Genomic DNA, 17,602 nt, shown 5'->3' on the forward strand with positions numbered 1-17,602 from the left:
GCCGTGCACGGCTCGCCTACCGTCGGGCGGGTGACCGCGCTCCACCTCCGTCTCCCGCACGACGACCTCGCCGACACCTGGCGCACCGCCCGGCCCCGCGCGGCCGGGCGGCACCTCGACACCGCCGCGTGCAGCCGGCAGAGCAACCGGGTGCTCGAGGCGGTGGCCCACCACGCCCGGCACGAGGCCGAGCTGGGCGGCTACGTGGCCGAGGCGGCCGCCGGCGACCTGCTCCAGCAGGGGCGCGCCGTGATCGGCGGGCTGGCCGGCATGGCCGCGGCCGACGTCGCCTTCGTCGAGTCCGCGCAGGCTGCCCTGGCCACGCTGCTGGCCGCGTGGCGGCTGCCCGCCGGCACGCGGGTGGCCCGCCTGCCCGGGGAGTACGCACCGAACGCCGTGATGCTGCGCGCCGCCGGGCTGGAGTCCGTCCCGCTGGCGGTCGACGGGGACGGGCGGGCCGACATCGGGGCGCTCGAGCGGCTGCTGGCCACCGACCCGCCGCGGTTCGTGCACCTCACCCACGTGGCCAGCCACCGCGGCGTCGTCCAGCCGGCGGCCGAGGTCGCGGCGCTGTGCCGGGCGCACGGGGTGCCGCTGGTGCTCGACGCCGCGCAGTCGCTGGGCCACGTCGACGTCGACCTCGGCGCCGACGTCGTCTACTCGACGTCGCGCAAGTGGCTGGCCGGCCCGCGCGGCGTCGGCTTCCTGTGCGTGCGGCCGGCGGTCGCCGCGCAGCTGCAGCCGGTGCTGCCCGCCCCGGCCGACCTGCCGCCGGTGCGCGGGCTGGAGAGCGGCGAGGCACACGTGGCCGGCCGGGTCGGGCTGGTGCTCGCGGTCGGGGAGCACCTGGCCGCGGGGCCGGTGCGGGTGCGCGAGCGGCTGGCGGCGCTGGGCCGGGCGGGGCGGCAGGTCCTCGACGGCGCCGCGGGCTGGCGGGTCGTGGAGCCGCTGGACGAGCCCACCGCCACCACGACGCTGCGCCCGCCGGACGGGGTCGACGTCGTCGCCACCCGGGCGCGGCTGCTCACCGAGCACGGGATCGTCACCACGGCGGCCGGGCCCGAACGGGCGCCGGAGGAGATGACCGGGCCGGTGCTGCGGGTGTCCCCGCACGTGGACGGCACCGTCGACGACCTCGAGGCCCTCGCCGCCGCCCTGTAGGGGCCGATCGCGCTACGAAGGCGCCTGCATGCGCTCGGACACCCGGCGGTGGACGGCGAGCTGCTCGTCGAGGCCGGGGTGCACCGGCACGCCGTCCTCCACCACGAACCGCCCGCCGACGACGGTGTGCCGCGCCGCCACCGGCCCGCAGCGCAACCACGCCTCCACCGGGTCCGACAGCGCGCCGGCGAACGCGGGCCCGGTGAGCGGCCAGACGGCGAGGTCGCCGCACGCACCCACCGACAGCTGCCCGATCTCGCCGGTGCGCCCGAGGCACGCCGCGCCGCCGCGGGTGGCGACCTCCAGCGCGTCGCGCGCGGAGAAGGAGCCGGCGCCCTGGCGCAGCTTGCCCTGCAGCATCGCCGTGCGGGCCTCCAGCCACAGCGACGCCGCGTCCGCCGACGCCGACCCGTCCACGCCCAGCCCCACCGGCGCCCCGGCCGCCCGCAGCTCGGCCACCGGCGACAGCCCGCTGCCCAGGATCATGTTCGACGACGGGCAGTGCGCGGCCCCCACCCGCGCGGCACCCAGGCGCGTGACCTCGTCGGCCGACGGCCAGACGACGTGCGCCAGCCACACCCGGTCGCTCATCCACCCGACGTCGGCGAGGTAGTCGACCGGACGGCGGCCGAAGCGCGCGAGACAGAAGGCGTCCTCGTCCCGCGTCTCGGCGAGGTGGGTGTGCAGTCGCACGTCGAGCCGCTCGGCCAGCTCCGCGGTCCGCGTCATCAACGACGTGGACACGCTGAACGGCGAGCACGGCGCCAGCGCGATCCGGGTCAGTGCCGTCGGCGACCGGTCGTGGTGGGCCTCGACCAGCCGCTGCGACTCGGCGAGGATCTCGTCGTCGTCCTGGACCACGGAGTCCGGCGGCAGCCCGCCGTCCTTCACCGACAGCGACATCGACCCGCGGGTGACGTGCGACCGCATCCCCAGGTCCTGCGCCGCCCGCACCTCCGCGCCGATGAGGTCGCCGGCGCCGCGCGGGTGCACGTACAGGTGGTCGGTCGAGGTGGTGCAGCCGGCCAGCGCGAGCTCGGTGAGCCCCACGTAGGCCGACACGTACGCCGCCTCCTCGTCCAGCCGCGCCCACAGCGGGTAGAGGGTGACCAGCCAGTCGAACAGCCCGCCGGTCAGCGCGGGGGCGAAGGCGCGGGTGAGGTTCTGGTACAGGTGGTGGTGGGTGTTGACCAGCCCGGGCGTCACCAGGCAGCCGCGCGCGTCGACGGTGCGGACGGCGGCCGGGCGCGGGTCGCCGGGCCCGCCGATCCCGCTCACCACGCCGCCGGTCACGGCGACCCACCCGCCGGCGACCTCCCGCCGCTCGTCGTCGACGGTGGCCAGCAGGTCGGCGTCCTGCACCAGCAGGTCGGCGGTCGTCTCCACCCGCCGCATCCTGCCCAGCCCGTGTGAACTCGGCGAGTCGCCACGGGACGTCGCGCAACCTCACCGGAACCGACCCGGACTACCGTGACCGTCCCCACGCACCACGGACGGAGAACGACGATGGACTTCCTGCAGCCCGCGACGTGGGAGGAGGCGCTGGAGGCGAAGGCCGCCTCCCGCGACGCCGTCCCCATCGCCGGGGGCACCGACGTCATGGTGGGGATCAACTTCGGCCGGCTGCGCCCCTCGCTGCTGCTGGACCTCACCCGGGTCCCCGAACTGCAGCAGTGGGACGACGACGACGGCGCGGTCCGCCTCGGCGCAGGCGTCCCCTACGCCCGGGTGATCTCCGAGCTGGGCGACCGGCTGCCGGGCCTGGCCATGGCCGCGCGCACGATCGGCTCGCCGCAGATCCGCAACCGCGGCACCGTGGGCGGCAACCTGGCCACCGCCTCCCCCGCCGGCGACGCGCACCCCGCCCTGCTGGCTGCCGACGCGGAGGTCGAGGTGGCCTCGGTCCGCGGCACCCGCCGGATCCCGGTGACCGAGTTCTACCGGGGGGTCAAGCGCTCCGCGCTGGCCGACGACGAGCTCATCGCCGCCGTCCGCACCGTCCCGCCGCGCGGCCCGCAGCAGTACAGCAAGATCGGCACCCGCAACGCGATGGTGATCGCCGTCGCCGCGTTCGGGCTGGCGCTGCACCCCGACCGCCGCGCCGTGGGCACCGGCATCGGGTCGGCCGCGCCGACGCCGCGCCGCGCCCCCGCCGCCGAGGAGTTCCTCGCCGGCGAGCTCGACGGCCTGTGGGACTCCCGCGCCGAGCTCCCCGCCGCCACTGCCGTCCGCTTCGGCGAGCTGGTCGCCGAGGCCGCCGCCCCCATCGACGACGTCCGCGGCACCGCCCGCTACCGCGTCCACGCGCTCTCGGTCATGGCGCGGCGCGCGCTGACCTGGGCCTGGGCCGACTACCGGAAGGGAGACCCGACGTGCGCCTGAGCTGCACCGTCAACGGCACGCCGCAGCAGGTCGACGACGTGTGGGAGGGCGAGAGCCTGCTCTACGTCCTGCGCGAGCGGATGGGCCTGCCCGGCTCGAAGAACGCCTGCGAGCAGGGCGAGTGCGGATCGTGCACCGTCTACCTCGACGGGCTGCCGGTCTGTGCCTGCCTGGTCGCGGCCGGGCAGGCGCAGGGCCGCGAGGTCGGCACCGTCGAGGGGCTGACCCCCGCCGGCGCCGGGTCCGGCGAGCTGCACCCGGTCCAGCAGGCGTTCCTCGAGGCGGGCGCCGTCCAGTGCGGCTTCTGCACGCCCGGGCTGCTGGTCGCCACCGACGACCTCCTCACCCGGTCCCGCGCGGAGGGACGGAAGCCCGCCGACGCCGAGATCCGCGAGGCGCTGGCCGGCAACCTCTGCCGCTGCACCGGCTACGAGAAGATCCTGGACGCCGTCCGGCTCGCGGCCGACCGCATGGCCGCCGGCCCGACGACGGAGGCCGCGCGATGAGCACCCCCACCCGCACGCCGAGCGGTGCGCCGGCGCAGATGACCGGCGCGGGCGGCCGGGTCGGCGACGACGCGCAGCGCCCCGACGGTGTCCTCAAGGTCCGCGGCGAGTTCGCCTACAGCAGCGACCTGTGGATGGACGACATGCTGTGGGGCGTCACGCTGCGCAGCCCGCACCCCCACGCCCGCATCCGCTCGATCGACGTCGGACCGGCGCTGGCCGTGCCGGGCGTGCAGGCAGTCCTCACCTCCGACGACGTGCCCGGTGAGAAGGTCTACGGCCTCGAGCTCGCCGACCAGCCGGTGCTCGCCCTCGACGTCGTCCGCTACCAGGGCGAGCCGGTGGCACTGGTCGCCGCCGACCACCCCGACACCGCCCGCCGCGCCGCCGCGCGGATCGTCGTCGACTACGACGTCCGGGAGCCGGTCACCGACGCGCGCGCGGCCCTCGGCCACCCCACCTGGAACCAGCTGCACGACGCCCCCGCCGAGGTCACCGAGCTCAGCCGGGAGAGCGCGAACCTGCACCCGCACGGCAACCTGGTGCGCCACCTCAAGGTCCGCAAGGGCGACCCCGAGCCCACCGCCGACGTCGTGGTGGTCGGCGAGTACGAGGTCGGCATGCAGGACCAGGCCTTCCTCGGCCCGGAGTCCGGCCTCGCGGTGCCCGGTGAGGACGGCGGCGTCGACCTGTACGTGGCCACCCAGTGGCTGCACGTCGACCAGCGGCAGATCTGCGCCGCCCTCGGCCTCCCGCCGGAGCGCGTGCGGCTGACCCTCGCCGGGGTGGGCGGCGCGTTCGGCGGCCGCGAGGACCTGTCCATGCACGTGCACGCCTGCCTGCTCGCGCTGCACACCGGCAAGCCGGTGAAGATGTCCTACAACCGCGAGGAGTCCTTCTTCGGCCACGTGCACCGCCACCCGGCGACCATGCGCTACGAGCACGGCGCCACCCGCGACGGCGACCTGGTCTACGTGAAGGCGACCATCTACTTCGACGGCGGCGCCTACGCCTCCAGCACGCCGGCGGTCGTCGGCAACGGCGGCACGATGGGCATCGGCCCCTACGTCGTCCCGAACGTGCACGTCGACTGCTACGGCGTGTACACGAACAACCCGCCGTGCGGCGCGATGCGCGGGTTCGGGTCGGTGCAGACCGCCTTCGCCTACGAGTCGCAGATGGACGCCCTCGCCGCCGAGCTCGGCATGGACGCGGTCGAACTGCGCTGCCGCAACGCGCTGGAGCAGGGCTCGGAGACGCCGACCGGCCAGGTCGTCGACAGCCCCGCGCCGGTCGTGGAGCTGCTGCGCCGGCTCGAGGCGATGCCGCTGCCCCCGGAGGTCCCCACCGGCGACGACGTCGACCTGCGGGACATGCCCGGCGGCGTCTCCAACACCACCCACGGGGAGGGCGTGCGGCGCGGCGTCGGGTACGCCGTCGCCTACAAGAACGTGGCCTTCTCCGAGGGCTTCGACGACCACTCCACCGCGCGGGTGCGGCTGGAGGTCGTCGGCGGCGAGGCGGTGGCCACCGTGCACACCGCGGCGGCCGAGGTCGGTCAGGGGCTGGTGACCGTCGAGCAGCAGATCGCCCGCACCGAGCTCGGCGTCGACCGGGTGACCGTGCACCCCAAGGACACCGCCGTCGGCTCGGCCGGCTCCACCTCGGCGTCGCGGCAGACCTACGTCACCGGCGGCGCGGTGAAGGCCGCGTGCGAGGCGGTCCGCGCCCGGGTGCTGGAGATGGCGCGGTCCGTCGTCGGCCGGCCGGTGGCCGACCTGCGGCTCGACGGCGGCAAGGTGGTGTCCGACCTCGAGGGCGTCGCGCTGCCGCTGGCCGACGTGCTCGGCGACACGGTGGTCGAGGAGACGCTCGAGTGGCGGCACCGGCCCACCGAGGCGGTCGACCCCGAGACCGGGCAGGGCTTCGCGCACGTGCAGTACGCCTTCTCCGCGCACCGGGCCGTCGTCGACGTCGACACCGAGCTCGGGCTGGTCAAGGTCGTGGAGATGGCCTGCACCCAGGACGTGGGGAGGGCGATCAACCCGCAGGCCGTCGTCGGCCAGATCCACGGCGGCACGGCGCAGGGGCTGGGCCTGGCGGTGATGGAGGAGATCCTGGTCCGCGACGGGCGGGTGCAGAACCCGTCGTTCACCGACTACCTGATCCCCACCGTGCTCGACATGCCGCCGATGCGGGTGGAGATCCTGGAGTACGCCGACCCGCACGCCCCCTACGGCCTGCGCGGTGTCGGGGAGGCACCCAACATCTCCTCCGGCCCGGCGGTGCTGGCCGCGATCCGGCAGGCGACCGGCCTGCCGCTGACCCGCGTCCCCGTGCGCCCGGAGCACCTCACCGGCACCTGAGCCCGTGGGGCGGCAGGAATGGCCATCCCCGCCGCCCTACGCGGTGACCCCGGCCAGGCGGTCCATCGCGGCCAGCACGCGGTCCTGCAGCGCGGGGTCCTCCAGCGCGCGCGGGGTCCGCGCCCGGGAACGGCCGGCGGTGTAGCCGCCGGCCCACTCGCCGGCCGCCGCCAGCGCCACCCGCTCGCCGCCGTCCTCGACGTCCCCCGGTGCGCCCGGCGAGGCCAGCTTGGTGCGCACCCAGCCCGGGTCGACCGCGCCCACGCGCAGGTGTGGCAGGCGGCGGGCCCAGGCCAGCGCCAGGACGACGTCGAGCGCCTTGGAGTCCGCGTAGGCGCGGCTCGGCGGGCGCGGGCTGCCGAGGTCGTCGGGGTCGACGCGGCCCGAGCCGACCATGCCGCTGCCCAGGAAGACCAGGCGCCCGCGCACCCGCTCGTCCAGCAGCGTGGTGAGCAGGTGCGGGGCGAGTGCGTTGACGGCGAACGCGAGCTCGTGCCCCTGCCGGCTGGGCGGTGCGCCGTCGGCCGGCCACACGCCCGCGTTGTGGACGAGCACGTCGAGGTCCCCCACCTGTCCGGCGAGCGAGCGCACCTGGTCGAGGTCGGCCAGGTCGCCGGTGACCAGCCGGACGGTGCCGAGCCGGCTCAGCTCCTCGGCGACCGGCGCGCCGCGGGCCTCGCTGCGGGCGTGCACGACGACGGTGTGCCCGCCGGCGAGCAGCCGCCGCGCGGCCGCGCGGCCGATGCCGTCGGTGGAGCCGGTGATCGCGATCGTCGCCATGGCCCCGCCCTACCCGCACCGGGCGGCAGAGATGGCCATTCCCGCCCTCAGGGCGAGGTCTCCTCCCAGCGGCGGTACAGGGCGGCGCGGCCGGCCTCGGTCGGGCGGCCCCACAGCCGCAGCCGGGCCAGGCCGCCGTCGGGGAAGACGTCCATGCGCACACGGGTGACGCCGGCATCGCCGGGCAGCACGAAACGGTGCCGGGTGTCGGGCTGCAGCGGCGTGCGGGCGAGCAGCTCCACCTCGCGCCCGTCGGCGGTGGTGCCGGTCAGCGACGCCGATCCGGGCGCGTTGCCGAGGAACCACGAGGTGTCGAGCTCGGCGAGGGTCACGGTGCCCTCGCAGGCCAGCGTGACCTCGACCCAGTCGTTACCGTCGTCGCGGCGCCGGGCGTTCTCCCAGCCCTCCCCCATCGACCGGGCCACGCCGCGACCGAGCAGCTGGTGGGGGCTGCCGTAGAAGGCGTTGCTCACCCCGCTGAGGACGCCGCCGTTCTCCAGCGCCGCGAGGTCGCACGGCCCGGCGTCGAGCAGCCGCGGGTCCGGGACCACCTCGCCGTGCACCCGCAGCCGGGCCACGCCGCCGTCGGGGTGGATCGACAGCCGCACGTGCGTCACCCGCGGCCCCGGCTCGACGGCGAAGCGGTTCTGCGTGCCGCCGACCAGCGGCGACGACGGCAGCAGCGGGGACCACTGGGCGTCGGCCAGCGCCGCAGCGCCCTCCAGCGAGGCCCCCTCCAGCGACGCGGACGTCGGGTAGTTGCCGAGGAAGAAGGCGGTGTCGACGACGACGGCGTGCACGATGCCCGGCATCCCGAGCCGCACGACGGCCCAGTCGCTGCCCGGCTCGCGGCGCCGCCGGGTCTCCCAGCCGTCGTACTCCTTGCCGCGCGCCCCGAAGTCGTCGCGGGGCCGCGCCGGGCCGGGCAGGATCAGGTTCTCCTTGCCGGCGAAGAACTCGTCGTTGGCGGCCACCACGGCGCCACCCTGCGTGCGGACGGCGAGGTCGGGCAGGTCGAACGGGTCTGTCATCGGGCTCCTCGTCCGCGGTGGTCGCGGGTCACTGTCGCACGGCGGGGGTAGGGGTCCCGCGTACCGCCGGAACCCGAGGAGGCCCCGTGTCCGAACCGACCGACGACCTGCGCGAGCGCGCCCGCGAGCACATCAGGCAGATGCCCGCCGAGACCGCGCTGGGCAACGCCGACCCCGCCGGGGGCTCCACCGACGACCCGAAGATCATGGACGAGGCCGCCCGGGAAGAGGGCGAGCAGCAGTCCTGAGGCCCCCGTCAGGCGCCTCCCCGGTCCAGCAGCCGGCCGAGGGGGCTGCCGTCGGCCTCCTGCCCCCGCAGCCAGGTCCGGCGGACGACGCCGGTGAGCTCGCGGCCGGCATAGGGCGTCACCGGGTTGCGGTGCAAGAGCCGACCCACGGTGAACGGCTCGTCGGGCGCGAAGGCCACCAGGTCGGCGTCCTTCCCGACGGCGATCGCGCCCTTCCGCGGCAGCCCGGCCAGCCGCGCGGGCGCCGCCGACATCCACCGCACCACCGCGGCCAGCCCGATCCCCCGGGAACGCGCTCCGGTCCACACCGCCGGCAGCGCCACCTGCAGCCCGGCGATCCCGCCCCACGCCAGCCCGAAGTCGCCGACGTCGAGCCGCTTGAGGTCCGGGGTGCACGGCGAGTGGTCGCTGACGACCAGGTCGACGTCGCCGGCCCGGAGCGCGTCCCACAGCGCCGACCGGTGCGCCGACCCGCGGATCGGCGGGCAGCACTTGTACGCGGTGTCGCCGTCGGGCACGTCCTCGGCGGCGAAGGTCAGGTAGTGCGGGCAGGTCTCCACGGTGATCCGCACGCCGTCGGCCCGCGCGGCGCGCAGCAGCGGCAGCGCGTCGCCGTCGGCCAGGTGGACGACGTGGCTGCGCGCGCCGGTGTCCCGCGTGGCGGCCACCAGCCGGCCGATCGCGGTCTCCTCCGCCGCCGGTGGCCGGGAGGCGAGGAACGCCGCGTAGCTCGCGCCCGCCGGTCCCGGCGCCGCGGCGATGACCGCCTCGTCCTCGGCGTGCGCGATGAGCAGCGCGTCGAAGGAGGCCAGCTCCGCCAGTGCCGTGCGCAGCCCGGCGTCGTCCAGCGGCGGGAACTCCGGCACGCCGGAGTCGAGCAGGAAGCACTTGAACCCGACGACGCCGGCCTCGTGCATCGCCCGCAGCGCACCGGCGTTGCCGGGCACCGCGCCGCCCCAGAACGCCACGTCGACGGCGACCTGCCCGGCGGCGACCTCCCGCTTCACCCGCAGCGACTCGAGCGTGGTGGTCGCCGGCACGGAGTTGAGCGGCATGTCCACGATCGTGGTGACGCCGCCGGCGGCCGCGGCACGGGTGGCGGTGGCGAAGCCCTCCCACTCGGTGCGGCCGGGCTCGTTGACGTGCACGTGGCTGTCGACCAGGCCCGGCAGCAGCACCTCGTCGTCGGCGAGCGTGACCGCGCCGGCCGGGACGTCGTCGTACCCGGTGACCGCGGTGACCACGCCGCCGTCGGTGTGCACGGCGGCCGCGCGCTCGCCGTCGGGCAGGACCACCCGCCGGGCCCGGACGGCCAGCGTCACGCGACCGCCTCCACGGCTCGCACCACGGAGTGCAGCTGGGCGCCCCACGCGGTGGCCACCCAGCCGCCCTCGAGCGGCAGCCGGACGGCGTCGTCGGCGGTCAGCACCCCCGCAGCCTGCCCGACGTGCACGGTGGACGCGTAGGCCCGCGGCGCCACCGGCGGCAGCCAGGCCGGCGCCCCGGGACCGAGGCCGACGGTCGTGTGCAGCAGCGGGCGGCCGTCGACGACGACCCGCGTGGTGCCGGTCCAGCGCCCGGGCTCCTCGCCGGTGCGGCCGAGCAGCACCTGCTCGCTCGCGGTGAGGACGGCGCCCGGCGCGAGCGTCGCGGAGAGCTCGGCCCGGTGGTGCGCGCCGCGCGCGACGACGGTGGGCTCCGGGCGCAGGTCCAGCTCCCCGGCCACCTCGGCGACGACGCGCTGCACGGAGGGCCGGTCGCCGTCGCGGGCGGGCAGCGCGACCGCGGCGGCCACCGAGCGCACCGCCAGCGAGGCGCCCTCCTCGACCACGAGCCGGACCTCCGCGTCGTCGCCGCCCAGCGGGCCGAACGCCGTCGCCACGAGGTGCACCGACGCCGGGCCCGTGCGCCGCACCGCCAGCTGGCCACTGGCGCGGACCACCGGCAGCACGGTGCGCCCGCCGGGGCCGCGCCGCGCGACGACCTCGACCCGGGTGATCACGCCTGCTGCAGCGCGCGGGCGCGCACCTGCTCCCGCACCCACGCGGCCACCTCGGTGGCGGCCGGGTCCTCGCGCAGCGAGATCAGCAGCGTCGGCTTGTCCCCGCGGACCGTCGCCGAGTCGCGCCGCATGACGTCGAGGTCGGCGCCCACCAGCGGCGCCAGGTCGGTCTTGTTCACCACCAGCAGGTCCGACGCGGTCACCCCGGGGCCGCCCTTGCGGGGCACCTTGTCCCCGCCGGCGACGTCGACGACGAACACCTGCACGTCGACCAGCCCGTAGCTGAAGCTCGCCGTCAGGTTGTCCCCGCCGGATTCGACGAACACCAGCTCCAGGCCGGGGTGGCGGGCCTCGAGCAGCTCGACGGCGTCGAGGTTGGCGGTGATGTCGTCGCGGATGGCGGTGTGCGGGCAGCAGCCGGTCTGCACCGCCTCGATCCGGTCGTCGGGGAGGACGGCGTTGCGGCGCAGGAAGTCGGCGTCCTCGGTCGTGTAGATGTCGTTGGTGACGACGGCGAGGTCGTACTCGGCGCCGAGCGTGCGGCACAGCGCCGCGGCCAGCGCCGTCTTGCCCGAGCCCACCGGCCCGCCGAGGCCCACCCGCAGCGGCCCGCCGTGCCGGTGCCCGTGCTCGTACGGGTCCACGTAGTCGTCGAGGTTGTGGTCAGGCGGCATGGGGACTCCCGGTGACGTTCATGAGGCGAAGAAGCGGTCCTTCCGCGCGGTGTGCACCTCGGCGAGCAGGTCGAGGAGCGGGTCGGTGTCGGCGGGGAGGGAGCCAGGAGCGCTACGAAGGCCTCCCTCGGCGACGGCGTCGATGTCGGGGGCCAAGCGCGCGGTGACGGCGGCGACGGTGAGCGGGTCCATGGCCAGCAGGCGTTGCGCCGCCGTCGCCGGGCCGCTGACCGACAGGTAGGCCGCGGCCGCGGCGGCGTCGCGCGGCGTCAGCCCGCCGGCCGCAGCGGCGACGCCGAGCGCGACCGGGTGGTGCGGCGCGGGCGGCAGCGCGTCCCAGACCGGCGAGGGCCAGGCACGGCGGCCCACCCGCACCAGCCCGCGGCCCTGCTGCCGGGACGCCGCCCGCAGTGCCGGCGACGGCGTCCGCGCGTCGGCCTCCGCATCCAGCATGGTCAGGTCGCCCCCACGGCAGGCCGCAGCGGCGAGACCCGCGGCGACGCGACCCGAGGTCTGCAGCCGGCGGAGCAGGAAGCCCGCCAGCGACGACGGGTCGTGCACCAGCCCGGCCGCGATCGCCTGCTCCACCCCGCCGGAGTGGGTGTGCCCTCCGGCCGGCAGCCGCGAGTCGGCGAGCGTGAGGAGAGCGGCCGTCATCAGAAGAGGAAGTACCGCTGCGCCATGGGCAGCTCGCGCACCGGCTCGGGCTCCCACACCTCGCCGTCCACGGTCACCGTGAAGGTGTCCGGGTCCACGCGGATCTCCGGCAGCGCGGTGTTCTCCGGCATGTCGGCCTTGCTCAGCCGCGTCGTGTCGGTGACCGCGGCCAGCCGCCGGTCGACCGCCAGCCGGTCACCCAGCCCCGCCTCGAGCGCCGCCGGCGCCACGAAGTGCAGCGACGTCAGGGCCGGCACCTTGCCGTACGCACCGAACATCGGCCGCGGCAGCTGCGGCTGCGGGGTGGGGATGGAGGCGTTGGCGTCGCCCATCTGCGCCCAGGCGATCATGCCGCCCTTGAGCACCGCGTGCGGCCGGACGCCGAAGAACCGCGGGTCCCACAGCACCAGGTCGGCGAGCTTGCCCGGTTCCACGGAGCCGACCTCGCCGTCGATGCCGTGCGCCACGGCCGGGCAGATCGTGTACTTGGCGACGTACCGGCGGGCCCGCAGGTTGTCCGCCGCGCCGTCCCCGGCCAGGGACCCGCGCTTGCGCTTCATGACGTGCGCCGTCTGCCAGGTGCGCAGGACGACCTCGCCCACGCGGCCCATCGCCTGGGCGTCGGAGCCGATCATCGAGATGGCACCGAGGTCGTGCAGCAGGTCCTCGGCGGCGATCGTCGTCGGCCGGATCCGGCTCTCGGCGAAGGCCAGGTCCTCCGGCACGGAGGAGTCCAGGTGGTGGCAGACCATGAGCATGTCGAGGTGCTCGTCGAGGGTGTTGACCGTGTGCGGCCGGGTCGGGTTGGTGCTGCTCGGGAGCACGTTCGGGTGGCCCGCGACGGTGATGATGTCCGGCGCGTGACCGCCTCCGGCACCCTCGGTGTGGTACGCGTGGATGCTCCGCCCGGCGATCGCGGCCAGGGTGTCCTCGACGAAGCCGGCCTCGTTGAGCGTGTCCGAGTGCAGCGCCACCGGGACGCCGTTGCGCCCGGCCACGGTGAGGCAGGCGTCGATGGCCGCGGGCGTGGAACCCCAGTCCTCGTGCAGCTTGAAGCCGCTGGCCCCGGCGCGCAGCTGCTCCTCCATCGCCTCCTGCGACACGGTGTTGCCCTTGCCGAGCAGCGCGACGTTGACGGGCATGAGGTCCATCGCCTCGAGCATCCGGGCCAGGTACCAGTCGCCCGGGGTGATCGTGGTGGCCTTGGAGCCCTCTGCCGGGCCGGTACCGCCTCCGATGAGCGTGGTGACGCCGGAGCCCAGCGCCGTCGGGACGATCTGCGGGCAGATGAGGTGCACGTGGCAGTCGATGCCGCCCGCCGTGAGGATCTTCCCGTTGCCGGCCATCACCTCGGTGCCGGGACCGATCACCAGGTCCGGGTGGACGCCGTCCATCGTGTCGGGGTTGCCGGCCTTGCCGAGCGCCACGATCCGCCCGTCGCGGACGCCGACGTCGGCCTTGACGACCCCCCAGTGGTCGAGGACGACCGCACCGGTGATCACCAGGTCGGGCGCGCCCTCGGCGCGGGTGGCCCGGCCCTGGCCCATCGACTCGCGGATGACCTTCCCGCCGCCGAACACCGCTTCCTCTCCGGCGCGGCCGGGGCCGCCGCAGCGGTCCTCCTCGACCTCGATGAGCAGGTCGGTGTCGGCCAGCCGGACGCGGTCGCCGGTGGTCGGGCCGTACAGCTGGGCGTAGCGCGCACGGGACAGCTGCACCATCAGCCGAGCCCTCCCTCTGCGGTCAGGCCGGGGACGACGCGCGCGCCGGCCAGCGGCACCAGCGTCACGGTGCGGGTGATGCCGGGCTCGAAGCGGACGGCGGTGCCGGCGGCGACGTCGAGCCGGTGACCGTGCGCGGCTCCCCGGTCGAAGGCCAGCGCCCGGTTGGTCTGGGCGAAGTGGAAGTGCGACCCGACCTGCACGGGCCGGTCGCCGGTGTTGGTCACCTCGAGCTCGATCCGCGGCGCGCCCTCGAGCGTCTCGATGACGCCCTCCGCGGGGATGACCTCGCCCGGGACCACCTCACCGCTCACGGGCTCACCGCTCACGGGATCGGCTGGTGGACCGTGACCAGCTTGGTCCCGTCCGGGAAGGTCGCCTCCACCTGCACCTCCTCCAGCAGCTCGGGGACGCCGTCCATGACGTCGTCGCGGGTGAGCACCGTGCGCCCGGACTGCATGAGCTCGGCCACGAGCACGCCGTCGCGGGCACCCTCCAGCACGTGGTCGGTGACGATGGCCGTCGCCTCCGGCAGGTTCAGCCGCAACCCCCGCGCGCGCCGCCGGCGGGCGAGCTCGGCGGCACAAGAGAGCAGCAGGCGCTCCTGCTCGTGCGGGGTGAGGTGCACGCGGGTCCTCCGGGGGGTCGGCCGAGCCCGGACGCTAACCGCCGCATGTGTCGCGGCCGTTACCGGAGCGGGCGGAAGAACTCCCGGACGTCGGCCACCAGCTCCCCGGGCCGCTCCATCGCGGCGAAGTGGCCGCCGCTGTCGTGCTCGTGCCACAGCCGGATGTCGGTCAGCTGCCGCTCCGCCCAGGCGCGGGGCGGCACGAAGATCTCCCCGGGGAACATCGAGACGCCGGTGGGCACGTCCACCTGCGGCGTCCGCTGCTCCGGCGCCCGCGCCATCTCCCAGTACATCCGCGCCGACGACGTCGCCGTCCCGGTGAACCAGTAGACCGAGACGTGGTCGAGGATCCGGTCGACGCCGAGCACGCCGACGGGGTCGCCGCCGCTGTCGGTCCAGGCGTGGAACTTCTCGAGGATCCACGCGCACTGCCCGGCCGGGGAGTCGGTGAGCCCGTACCCGAGCGTCTGCGGCCGGGTGCGGTGCTGGTGGCTGTACGCCGAGCCGTCCTCGCGGAAGCTCCGCATGCGCTCGAGCGCCCGCTGCTCGCGCTCGTCGGGGTCCGTCCGCCCCTCCGGCGGCGCGGTGACCACCATGTTGAGGTGCACCCCGACCACGCGGTCGGGGTGCCGCGCGGCGAGGTTGGCCGACACGAACGACCCGATGTCCCCGCCCTGCGCGCCGAAGCGCTCGTACCCGAGCCGGCGCATGAGCTCCGCCCAGGCGTCCGCGGTCCGCCCCGGCCCCCAGCCGGTCGCGGACGGCCTGCCGCTCCACCCGTAGCCGGGCAGGGAGGGGACGACGACGGAGAAGGCGTCCCGCGGGTCCTCCGGGTCGGTCAGCGGGCCGATGACGTCGAGGAACTCCAACACCGAACCGGGCCAGCCGTGGGTGAGCACCAGCGGCAGCGCCCCCTCGTGCGGTGAGCGGACGTGCAGGGCGTGCACCGGCAGCCCGTCGATGTCCGTGACCACCTGCGGGAAGGCGTTGATCCGCGCCTGCCGCGCCGGCCAGTCGTACTCGTCGGCCCAGTACCGGCAGACCTCCTGCAGCACGCCCGGCGGCACGCCCTGCGACCAGTCGTCCACCGTGGGCGGGTCCGGCCAGCGGGTGTCGTGCAGCCGGCGGCGGAGGTCGGCGACCGCGGCGGCCGGCACGTCCACGGTGAAGGTATCGACGACGTCGTCCACGCCCCGACCGTATCGGCGCTTGACGCCCGGGACGAATCGGTTCTACGGTTCATTACATGAGTAATGAACCCAGGGACCTCCACGGCCCCGGCGGCGGCCGGCCCGTGTCGTGAACGAGGACTCCGGGCCGATCTTCCGGCAGATCGCCGCGCAGATCGAGAACGCGATCGTCGACGGCTCCCTCGCCGAGGAGAGCCAGGCGCCCTCGTCCAACGAGCTCAGCGCCTTCCACCGCATCAACCCCGCCACCGCAGCCAAGGGGCTCAACCAGCTGGTGGCCGACGGGGTCCTCTACAAGAGACGAGGAGTCGGGATGTTCGTCGCCACGGGCGCCCGCGAGCAGCTGCTCAAGCGCCGCCGCAGCGAGTTCGCCGACCAGTACGTCCGCCCCCTGATGACCGAGGCCCAGAAGCTCGGCATCTCCACCCGCGAGCTGGCCACCATGATCGACCGCTGGGAGGACGAGCGATGACCGCCGCCGCGACGCTCACCGACGTGACCATGCGGTACCGGGAGCACACCGCGCTCGACGGCGTCACCGCCGCGTTCGCCACTGACGGCATCACCGGGCTGCTGGGGCGCAACGGTGCCGGCAAGACGACGCTCATGCAGCTGCTCACCGGGCACCGCGTGCCCACGAGCGGCAGCGTGCGGGTGTTCGGCGCCGACCCCTACGAGAAGGACGCCGTCCTGCAGCGGATCTGCTTCGTCAAGGAGAGCCAGCGCTATCCCGACCACTTCCGGGTGCGCGACGCCCTCGCCGCGGCGGCCACCCTCTTCCCGTCCTGGGACGGGGACCTGGCCCGCTCGCTCGTGGCCGACTTCGAGCTCCCGTCCCGCCGGCAGGTCACCAAGCTCTCGCGCGGCATGGTCTCCGCGGTCGGCATCACCATCGGACTGGCGTCGCGCGCACCGGTCACGCTGTTCGACGAGCCGTACCTGGGCCTGGACGCCGTCGCCCGGCAGATGTTCTACGACCGGCTGATCGCCGACTACGCCGAGAACCCGCGGACCATCGTCCTCTCGACGCACCTCATCGAGGAGATCAGCGGCCTGCTCGAGCACGTCCTGCTCATCGACGCCGGCCGGGTGGTCCTCGACGCCGACGCCGAGGACCTGCGCGCCTCCGCGATGACCGTCACCGGCCCCGCCGAGCGGGTCGCCGCGCTCGGACGCGAGCACGAGCTGCTCAGCACCGAGACGCTGGCCGGCTCGAGCCGGGCGGTGGTGCGACTCTCGCACCCCCTCGACGACGGCGACCTGGGGGCGCGGGGCCTGACCGGGGAGCCGACGCCCCTGCAGCAGCTCGTGGTGACCCTCAGCAGGCACTCCGCGGCGGCGCCGGCCCCCGCGCTCACGCCCGACTCCCGCTCCGCCGACTTCGAGGAGGTCACCCGATGAACCGCGTCCTGGCGGCGGCCCGCCTGCACACGATGAACCCGCTGCTGACCATCGGCGTCCCCTGGGGCATCGCGACGCTCAGCTTCGCGATCAACCTCCCCATCTGGGCACTCACCGGCGCGAGCGACCAGCCGGGCGGCGGCATCACCGGCGGCGTGATCTCGCTCTACATCACCGTGCTGGTCGTCTTCGTCCAGTCGGTCACCCAGCTGCTGCCGTTCGCGATGGGGATGAGCCTGAGCCGGCGCACGTTCTACCTGGGCACCGCTCTGGCCGCGCTGGTCCTCTCGCTCGTCTACGGGGCCGTGCTGTCGGCACTGACCGCGGTCGAGAACGCCACCGGCGGCTGGGGTGTCCGGCTGAACTTCTGGTCACCGGGACCGTTCGACGTCGGCAACGCCGCGTTGCAGGTGGTGGTGTCGGGCGCACCGATGCTCGCCGCCGCCTTCCTGGGCGTGGCGATCGGCGTGGTGATGAAGCGCTGGGGACCGACCGGGCTGTGGAGCCTCGTCGTCGCCTCGATCCTGGTGTTCGGCGGACTGGCCATCCTGGTCTCCTGGCGCCGCGCCTGGGGCGACGTCGGCACCTGGCTGGTCGACCAGTCGATGCTGACGCTGGCGGTCGCCATCCCCGTGGTGCTCGCCCTCGCGACGGCGGCGCTGTCCTACGCCGGCCTCCGTCGGGTCGTCCCCTGACCGAGGTCCTCGCGACGACGTCCGGCCCCGCTCCCGCACCGACGGAACCGGGGCCGGACTCGGTTCCGAATGCTCACTGCCTCCTGGTCCGTGTGTTTTCCGGGCATGCGCAGGCAGGGCCCCCACCGGATGGTGGGGGCCCTGTCTGGGAATGGTTGTC

19 protein-coding genes are annotated in these 17,602 nt (G+C 75.3%); 8 read left to right on the top strand and 11 right to left on the bottom strand.

The window, feature by feature from the left end:
* Positions 1–30 precede the first annotated feature (30 nt).
* Positions 31–1,161, top strand: a complete 1,131-nt coding sequence (gene egtE, locus HLV61_RS12920; protein WP_369255983.1) for an ergothioneine biosynthesis PLP-dependent enzyme EgtE — start codon at positions 31–33, stop codon at positions 1,159–1,161.
* A gap of 12 nt (positions 1,162–1,173) precedes the next feature.
* On the opposite strand, the gene HLV61_RS12925 is transcribed toward egtE, so the two are convergent.
* Positions 1,174–2,547 (bottom strand): 8-oxoguanine deaminase, encoded by a 1,374-nt coding sequence (locus tag HLV61_RS12925; protein ID WP_369255985.1) that lies wholly within the window; start codon positions 2,545–2,547, stop codon positions 1,174–1,176.
* Between the two features lie 120 nt (positions 2,548–2,667).
* Here HLV61_RS12925 and HLV61_RS12930 point away from each other — a divergent pair, with 120 nt between their 5' ends.
* The 3 genes from HLV61_RS12930 to pucD are packed head-to-tail and all read left to right on the top strand — an operon-like array spanning position 2,668 to position 6,415.
* Positions 2,668–3,543 (top strand): FAD binding domain-containing protein, encoded by an 876-nt coding sequence (locus HLV61_RS12930; protein WP_369255987.1) that lies wholly within the window; start codon positions 2,668–2,670, stop codon positions 3,541–3,543.
* Positions 3,534–4,049: a (2Fe-2S)-binding protein gene (locus HLV61_RS12935; protein ID WP_369255989.1), complete on the top strand. Its 516-nt coding sequence runs from the start codon at positions 3,534–3,536 to the stop codon at positions 4,047–4,049. Before HLV61_RS12930 ends, HLV61_RS12935 begins: the two co-directional genes overlap by 10 nt.
* Positions 4,046–6,415 (top strand): xanthine dehydrogenase subunit D, encoded by a 2,370-nt coding sequence (gene pucD / locus HLV61_RS12940; RefSeq protein ID WP_369255991.1) that lies wholly within the window; start codon positions 4,046–4,048, stop codon positions 6,413–6,415. Before HLV61_RS12935 ends, pucD begins: the two co-directional genes overlap by 4 nt.
* Positions 6,416–6,451: 36 nt before the next feature.
* Here pucD and HLV61_RS12945 read toward each other — a convergent pair whose 3' ends face one another.
* Complete coding sequence (locus HLV61_RS12945) at positions 6,452–7,195, bottom strand: SDR family NAD(P)-dependent oxidoreductase (protein ID WP_369255993.1); 744 nt, start codon at positions 7,193–7,195, stop codon at positions 6,452–6,454.
* Positions 7,196–7,242: 47 nt separating this feature from the next.
* Positions 7,243–8,226: an allantoicase gene (alc, locus tag HLV61_RS12950; RefSeq protein ID WP_369255995.1), complete on the bottom strand. Its 984-nt coding sequence runs from the start codon at positions 8,224–8,226 to the stop codon at positions 7,243–7,245.
* Positions 8,227–8,312: 86 nt separating this feature from the next.
* Here alc and HLV61_RS12955 point away from each other — a divergent pair, with 86 nt between their 5' ends.
* Complete coding sequence (locus HLV61_RS12955) at positions 8,313–8,474, top strand: hypothetical protein (protein ID WP_369255997.1); 162 nt, start codon at positions 8,313–8,315, stop codon at positions 8,472–8,474.
* Between the two features lie 8 nt (positions 8,475–8,482).
* On the opposite strand, the gene allB is transcribed toward HLV61_RS12955, so the two are convergent.
* The 8 genes from allB to HLV61_RS12995 are packed head-to-tail and all read right to left on the bottom strand — an operon-like array spanning position 8,483 to position 15,346.
* On the bottom strand, positions 8,483–9,796 hold the full coding sequence (allB, locus tag HLV61_RS12960) for an allantoinase AllB (RefSeq protein WP_369255999.1): 1,314 nt from the start codon (positions 9,794–9,796) through the stop codon (positions 8,483–8,485).
* The gene (locus HLV61_RS12965) at positions 9,793–10,476 is read right to left on the bottom strand and encodes an urease accessory protein UreD (protein ID WP_369256001.1); all 684 of its coding nucleotides are present in this window, start codon (positions 10,474–10,476) and stop codon (positions 9,793–9,795) included. Before HLV61_RS12965 ends, allB begins: the two co-directional genes overlap by 4 nt.
* Positions 10,473–11,150 carry an urease accessory protein UreG gene (ureG, locus tag HLV61_RS12970; RefSeq protein WP_369256003.1) on the bottom strand — a complete coding sequence of 226 codons (678 nt, stop codon included), beginning with the start codon at positions 11,148–11,150 and terminating at the stop codon, positions 10,473–10,475. Before ureG ends, HLV61_RS12965 begins: the two co-directional genes overlap by 4 nt.
* 18 nt (positions 11,151–11,168) lie before the next feature.
* Positions 11,169–11,807 carry an urease accessory protein UreF gene (locus HLV61_RS12975; RefSeq protein ID WP_369256005.1) on the bottom strand — a complete coding sequence of 213 codons (639 nt, stop codon included), beginning with the start codon at positions 11,805–11,807 and terminating at the stop codon, positions 11,169–11,171.
* A complete protein-coding gene (locus tag HLV61_RS12980; protein WP_369256007.1) occupies positions 11,807–13,528 on the bottom strand; it encodes an urease subunit alpha in 1,722 nt (573 codons plus the stop codon). The genes HLV61_RS12975 and HLV61_RS12980 overlap by 1 nt, the downstream gene beginning before the upstream one ends.
* Entirely contained in the window at positions 13,528–13,842 is a 315-nt protein-coding gene (locus tag HLV61_RS12985; protein ID WP_369256009.1) for an urease subunit beta, read from the bottom strand. The genes HLV61_RS12980 and HLV61_RS12985 overlap by 1 nt, the downstream gene beginning before the upstream one ends.
* 11 nt (positions 13,843–13,853) lie before the next feature.
* Positions 13,854–14,156 carry an urease subunit gamma gene (locus tag HLV61_RS12990; RefSeq protein WP_369256012.1) on the bottom strand — a complete coding sequence of 101 codons (303 nt, stop codon included), beginning with the start codon at positions 14,154–14,156 and terminating at the stop codon, positions 13,854–13,856.
* Positions 14,157–14,215: 59 nt separating this feature from the next.
* Positions 14,216–15,346: an epoxide hydrolase family protein gene (locus HLV61_RS12995; protein ID WP_369256014.1), complete on the bottom strand. Its 1,131-nt coding sequence runs from the start codon at positions 15,344–15,346 to the stop codon at positions 14,216–14,218.
* A 109-nt stretch (positions 15,347–15,455) separates the two neighbouring features.
* Between HLV61_RS12995 and HLV61_RS13000 the strand changes: the two genes are divergently transcribed.
* The 3 genes from HLV61_RS13000 to HLV61_RS13010 are packed head-to-tail and all read left to right on the top strand — an operon-like array spanning position 15,456 to position 17,442.
* Positions 15,456–15,818, top strand: coding sequence for a GntR family transcriptional regulator (locus tag HLV61_RS13000; protein ID WP_369256016.1), 363 nt, complete (start codon positions 15,456–15,458; stop codon positions 15,816–15,818).
* Positions 15,815–16,747 (top strand): ABC transporter ATP-binding protein, encoded by a 933-nt coding sequence (locus HLV61_RS13005; RefSeq protein ID WP_369256018.1) that lies wholly within the window; start codon positions 15,815–15,817, stop codon positions 16,745–16,747. Before HLV61_RS13000 ends, HLV61_RS13005 begins: the two co-directional genes overlap by 4 nt.
* The gene (locus tag HLV61_RS13010) at positions 16,744–17,442 is read left to right on the top strand and encodes a hypothetical protein (RefSeq protein ID WP_369256020.1); all 699 of its coding nucleotides are present in this window, start codon (positions 16,744–16,746) and stop codon (positions 17,440–17,442) included. Before HLV61_RS13005 ends, HLV61_RS13010 begins: the two co-directional genes overlap by 4 nt.
* Positions 17,443–17,602 lie beyond the last annotated feature (160 nt).

The organism is Geodermatophilus amargosae, from assembly GCF_041028265.1.
Classification (GTDB): Bacteria; Actinomycetota; Actinomycetes; order Mycobacteriales; family Geodermatophilaceae; genus Geodermatophilus; species Geodermatophilus amargosae_A.

Bases quoted from the DNA above. Each gene is read 5' to 3' on its own strand.
- alc (WP_369255995.1), bottom strand. From the start codon at position 8,226: ATGACAGACCCGTTCGACCTGCCCGACCTCGCCGTCCGCACGCAGGGT.
- HLV61_RS13005 (WP_369256018.1), top strand. From the start codon at position 15,815: ATGACCGCCGCCGCGACGCTCACCGACGTGACCATGCGGTACCGGGAG.
- HLV61_RS12945 (WP_369255993.1), bottom strand. From the start codon at position 7,195: ATGGCGACGATCGCGATCACCGGCTCCACCGACGGCATCGGCCGCGCG.
- ureG (WP_369256003.1), bottom strand. From the start codon at position 11,150: ATGCCGCCTGACCACAACCTCGACGACTACGTGGACCCGTACGAGCAC.
- HLV61_RS12975 (WP_369256005.1), bottom strand. From the start codon at position 11,807: ATGACGGCCGCTCTCCTCACGCTCGCCGACTCGCGGCTGCCGGCCGGA.
- pucD (WP_369255991.1), top strand. From the start codon at position 4,046: ATGAGCACCCCCACCCGCACGCCGAGCGGTGCGCCGGCGCAGATGACC.
- HLV61_RS12980 (WP_369256007.1), bottom strand. From the start codon at position 13,528: ATGGTGCAGCTGTCCCGTGCGCGCTACGCCCAGCTGTACGGCCCGACC.
- HLV61_RS12930 (WP_369255987.1), top strand. From the start codon at position 2,668: ATGGACTTCCTGCAGCCCGCGACGTGGGAGGAGGCGCTGGAGGCGAAG.
- HLV61_RS13010 (WP_369256020.1), top strand. From the start codon at position 16,744: ATGAACCGCGTCCTGGCGGCGGCCCGCCTGCACACGATGAACCCGCTG.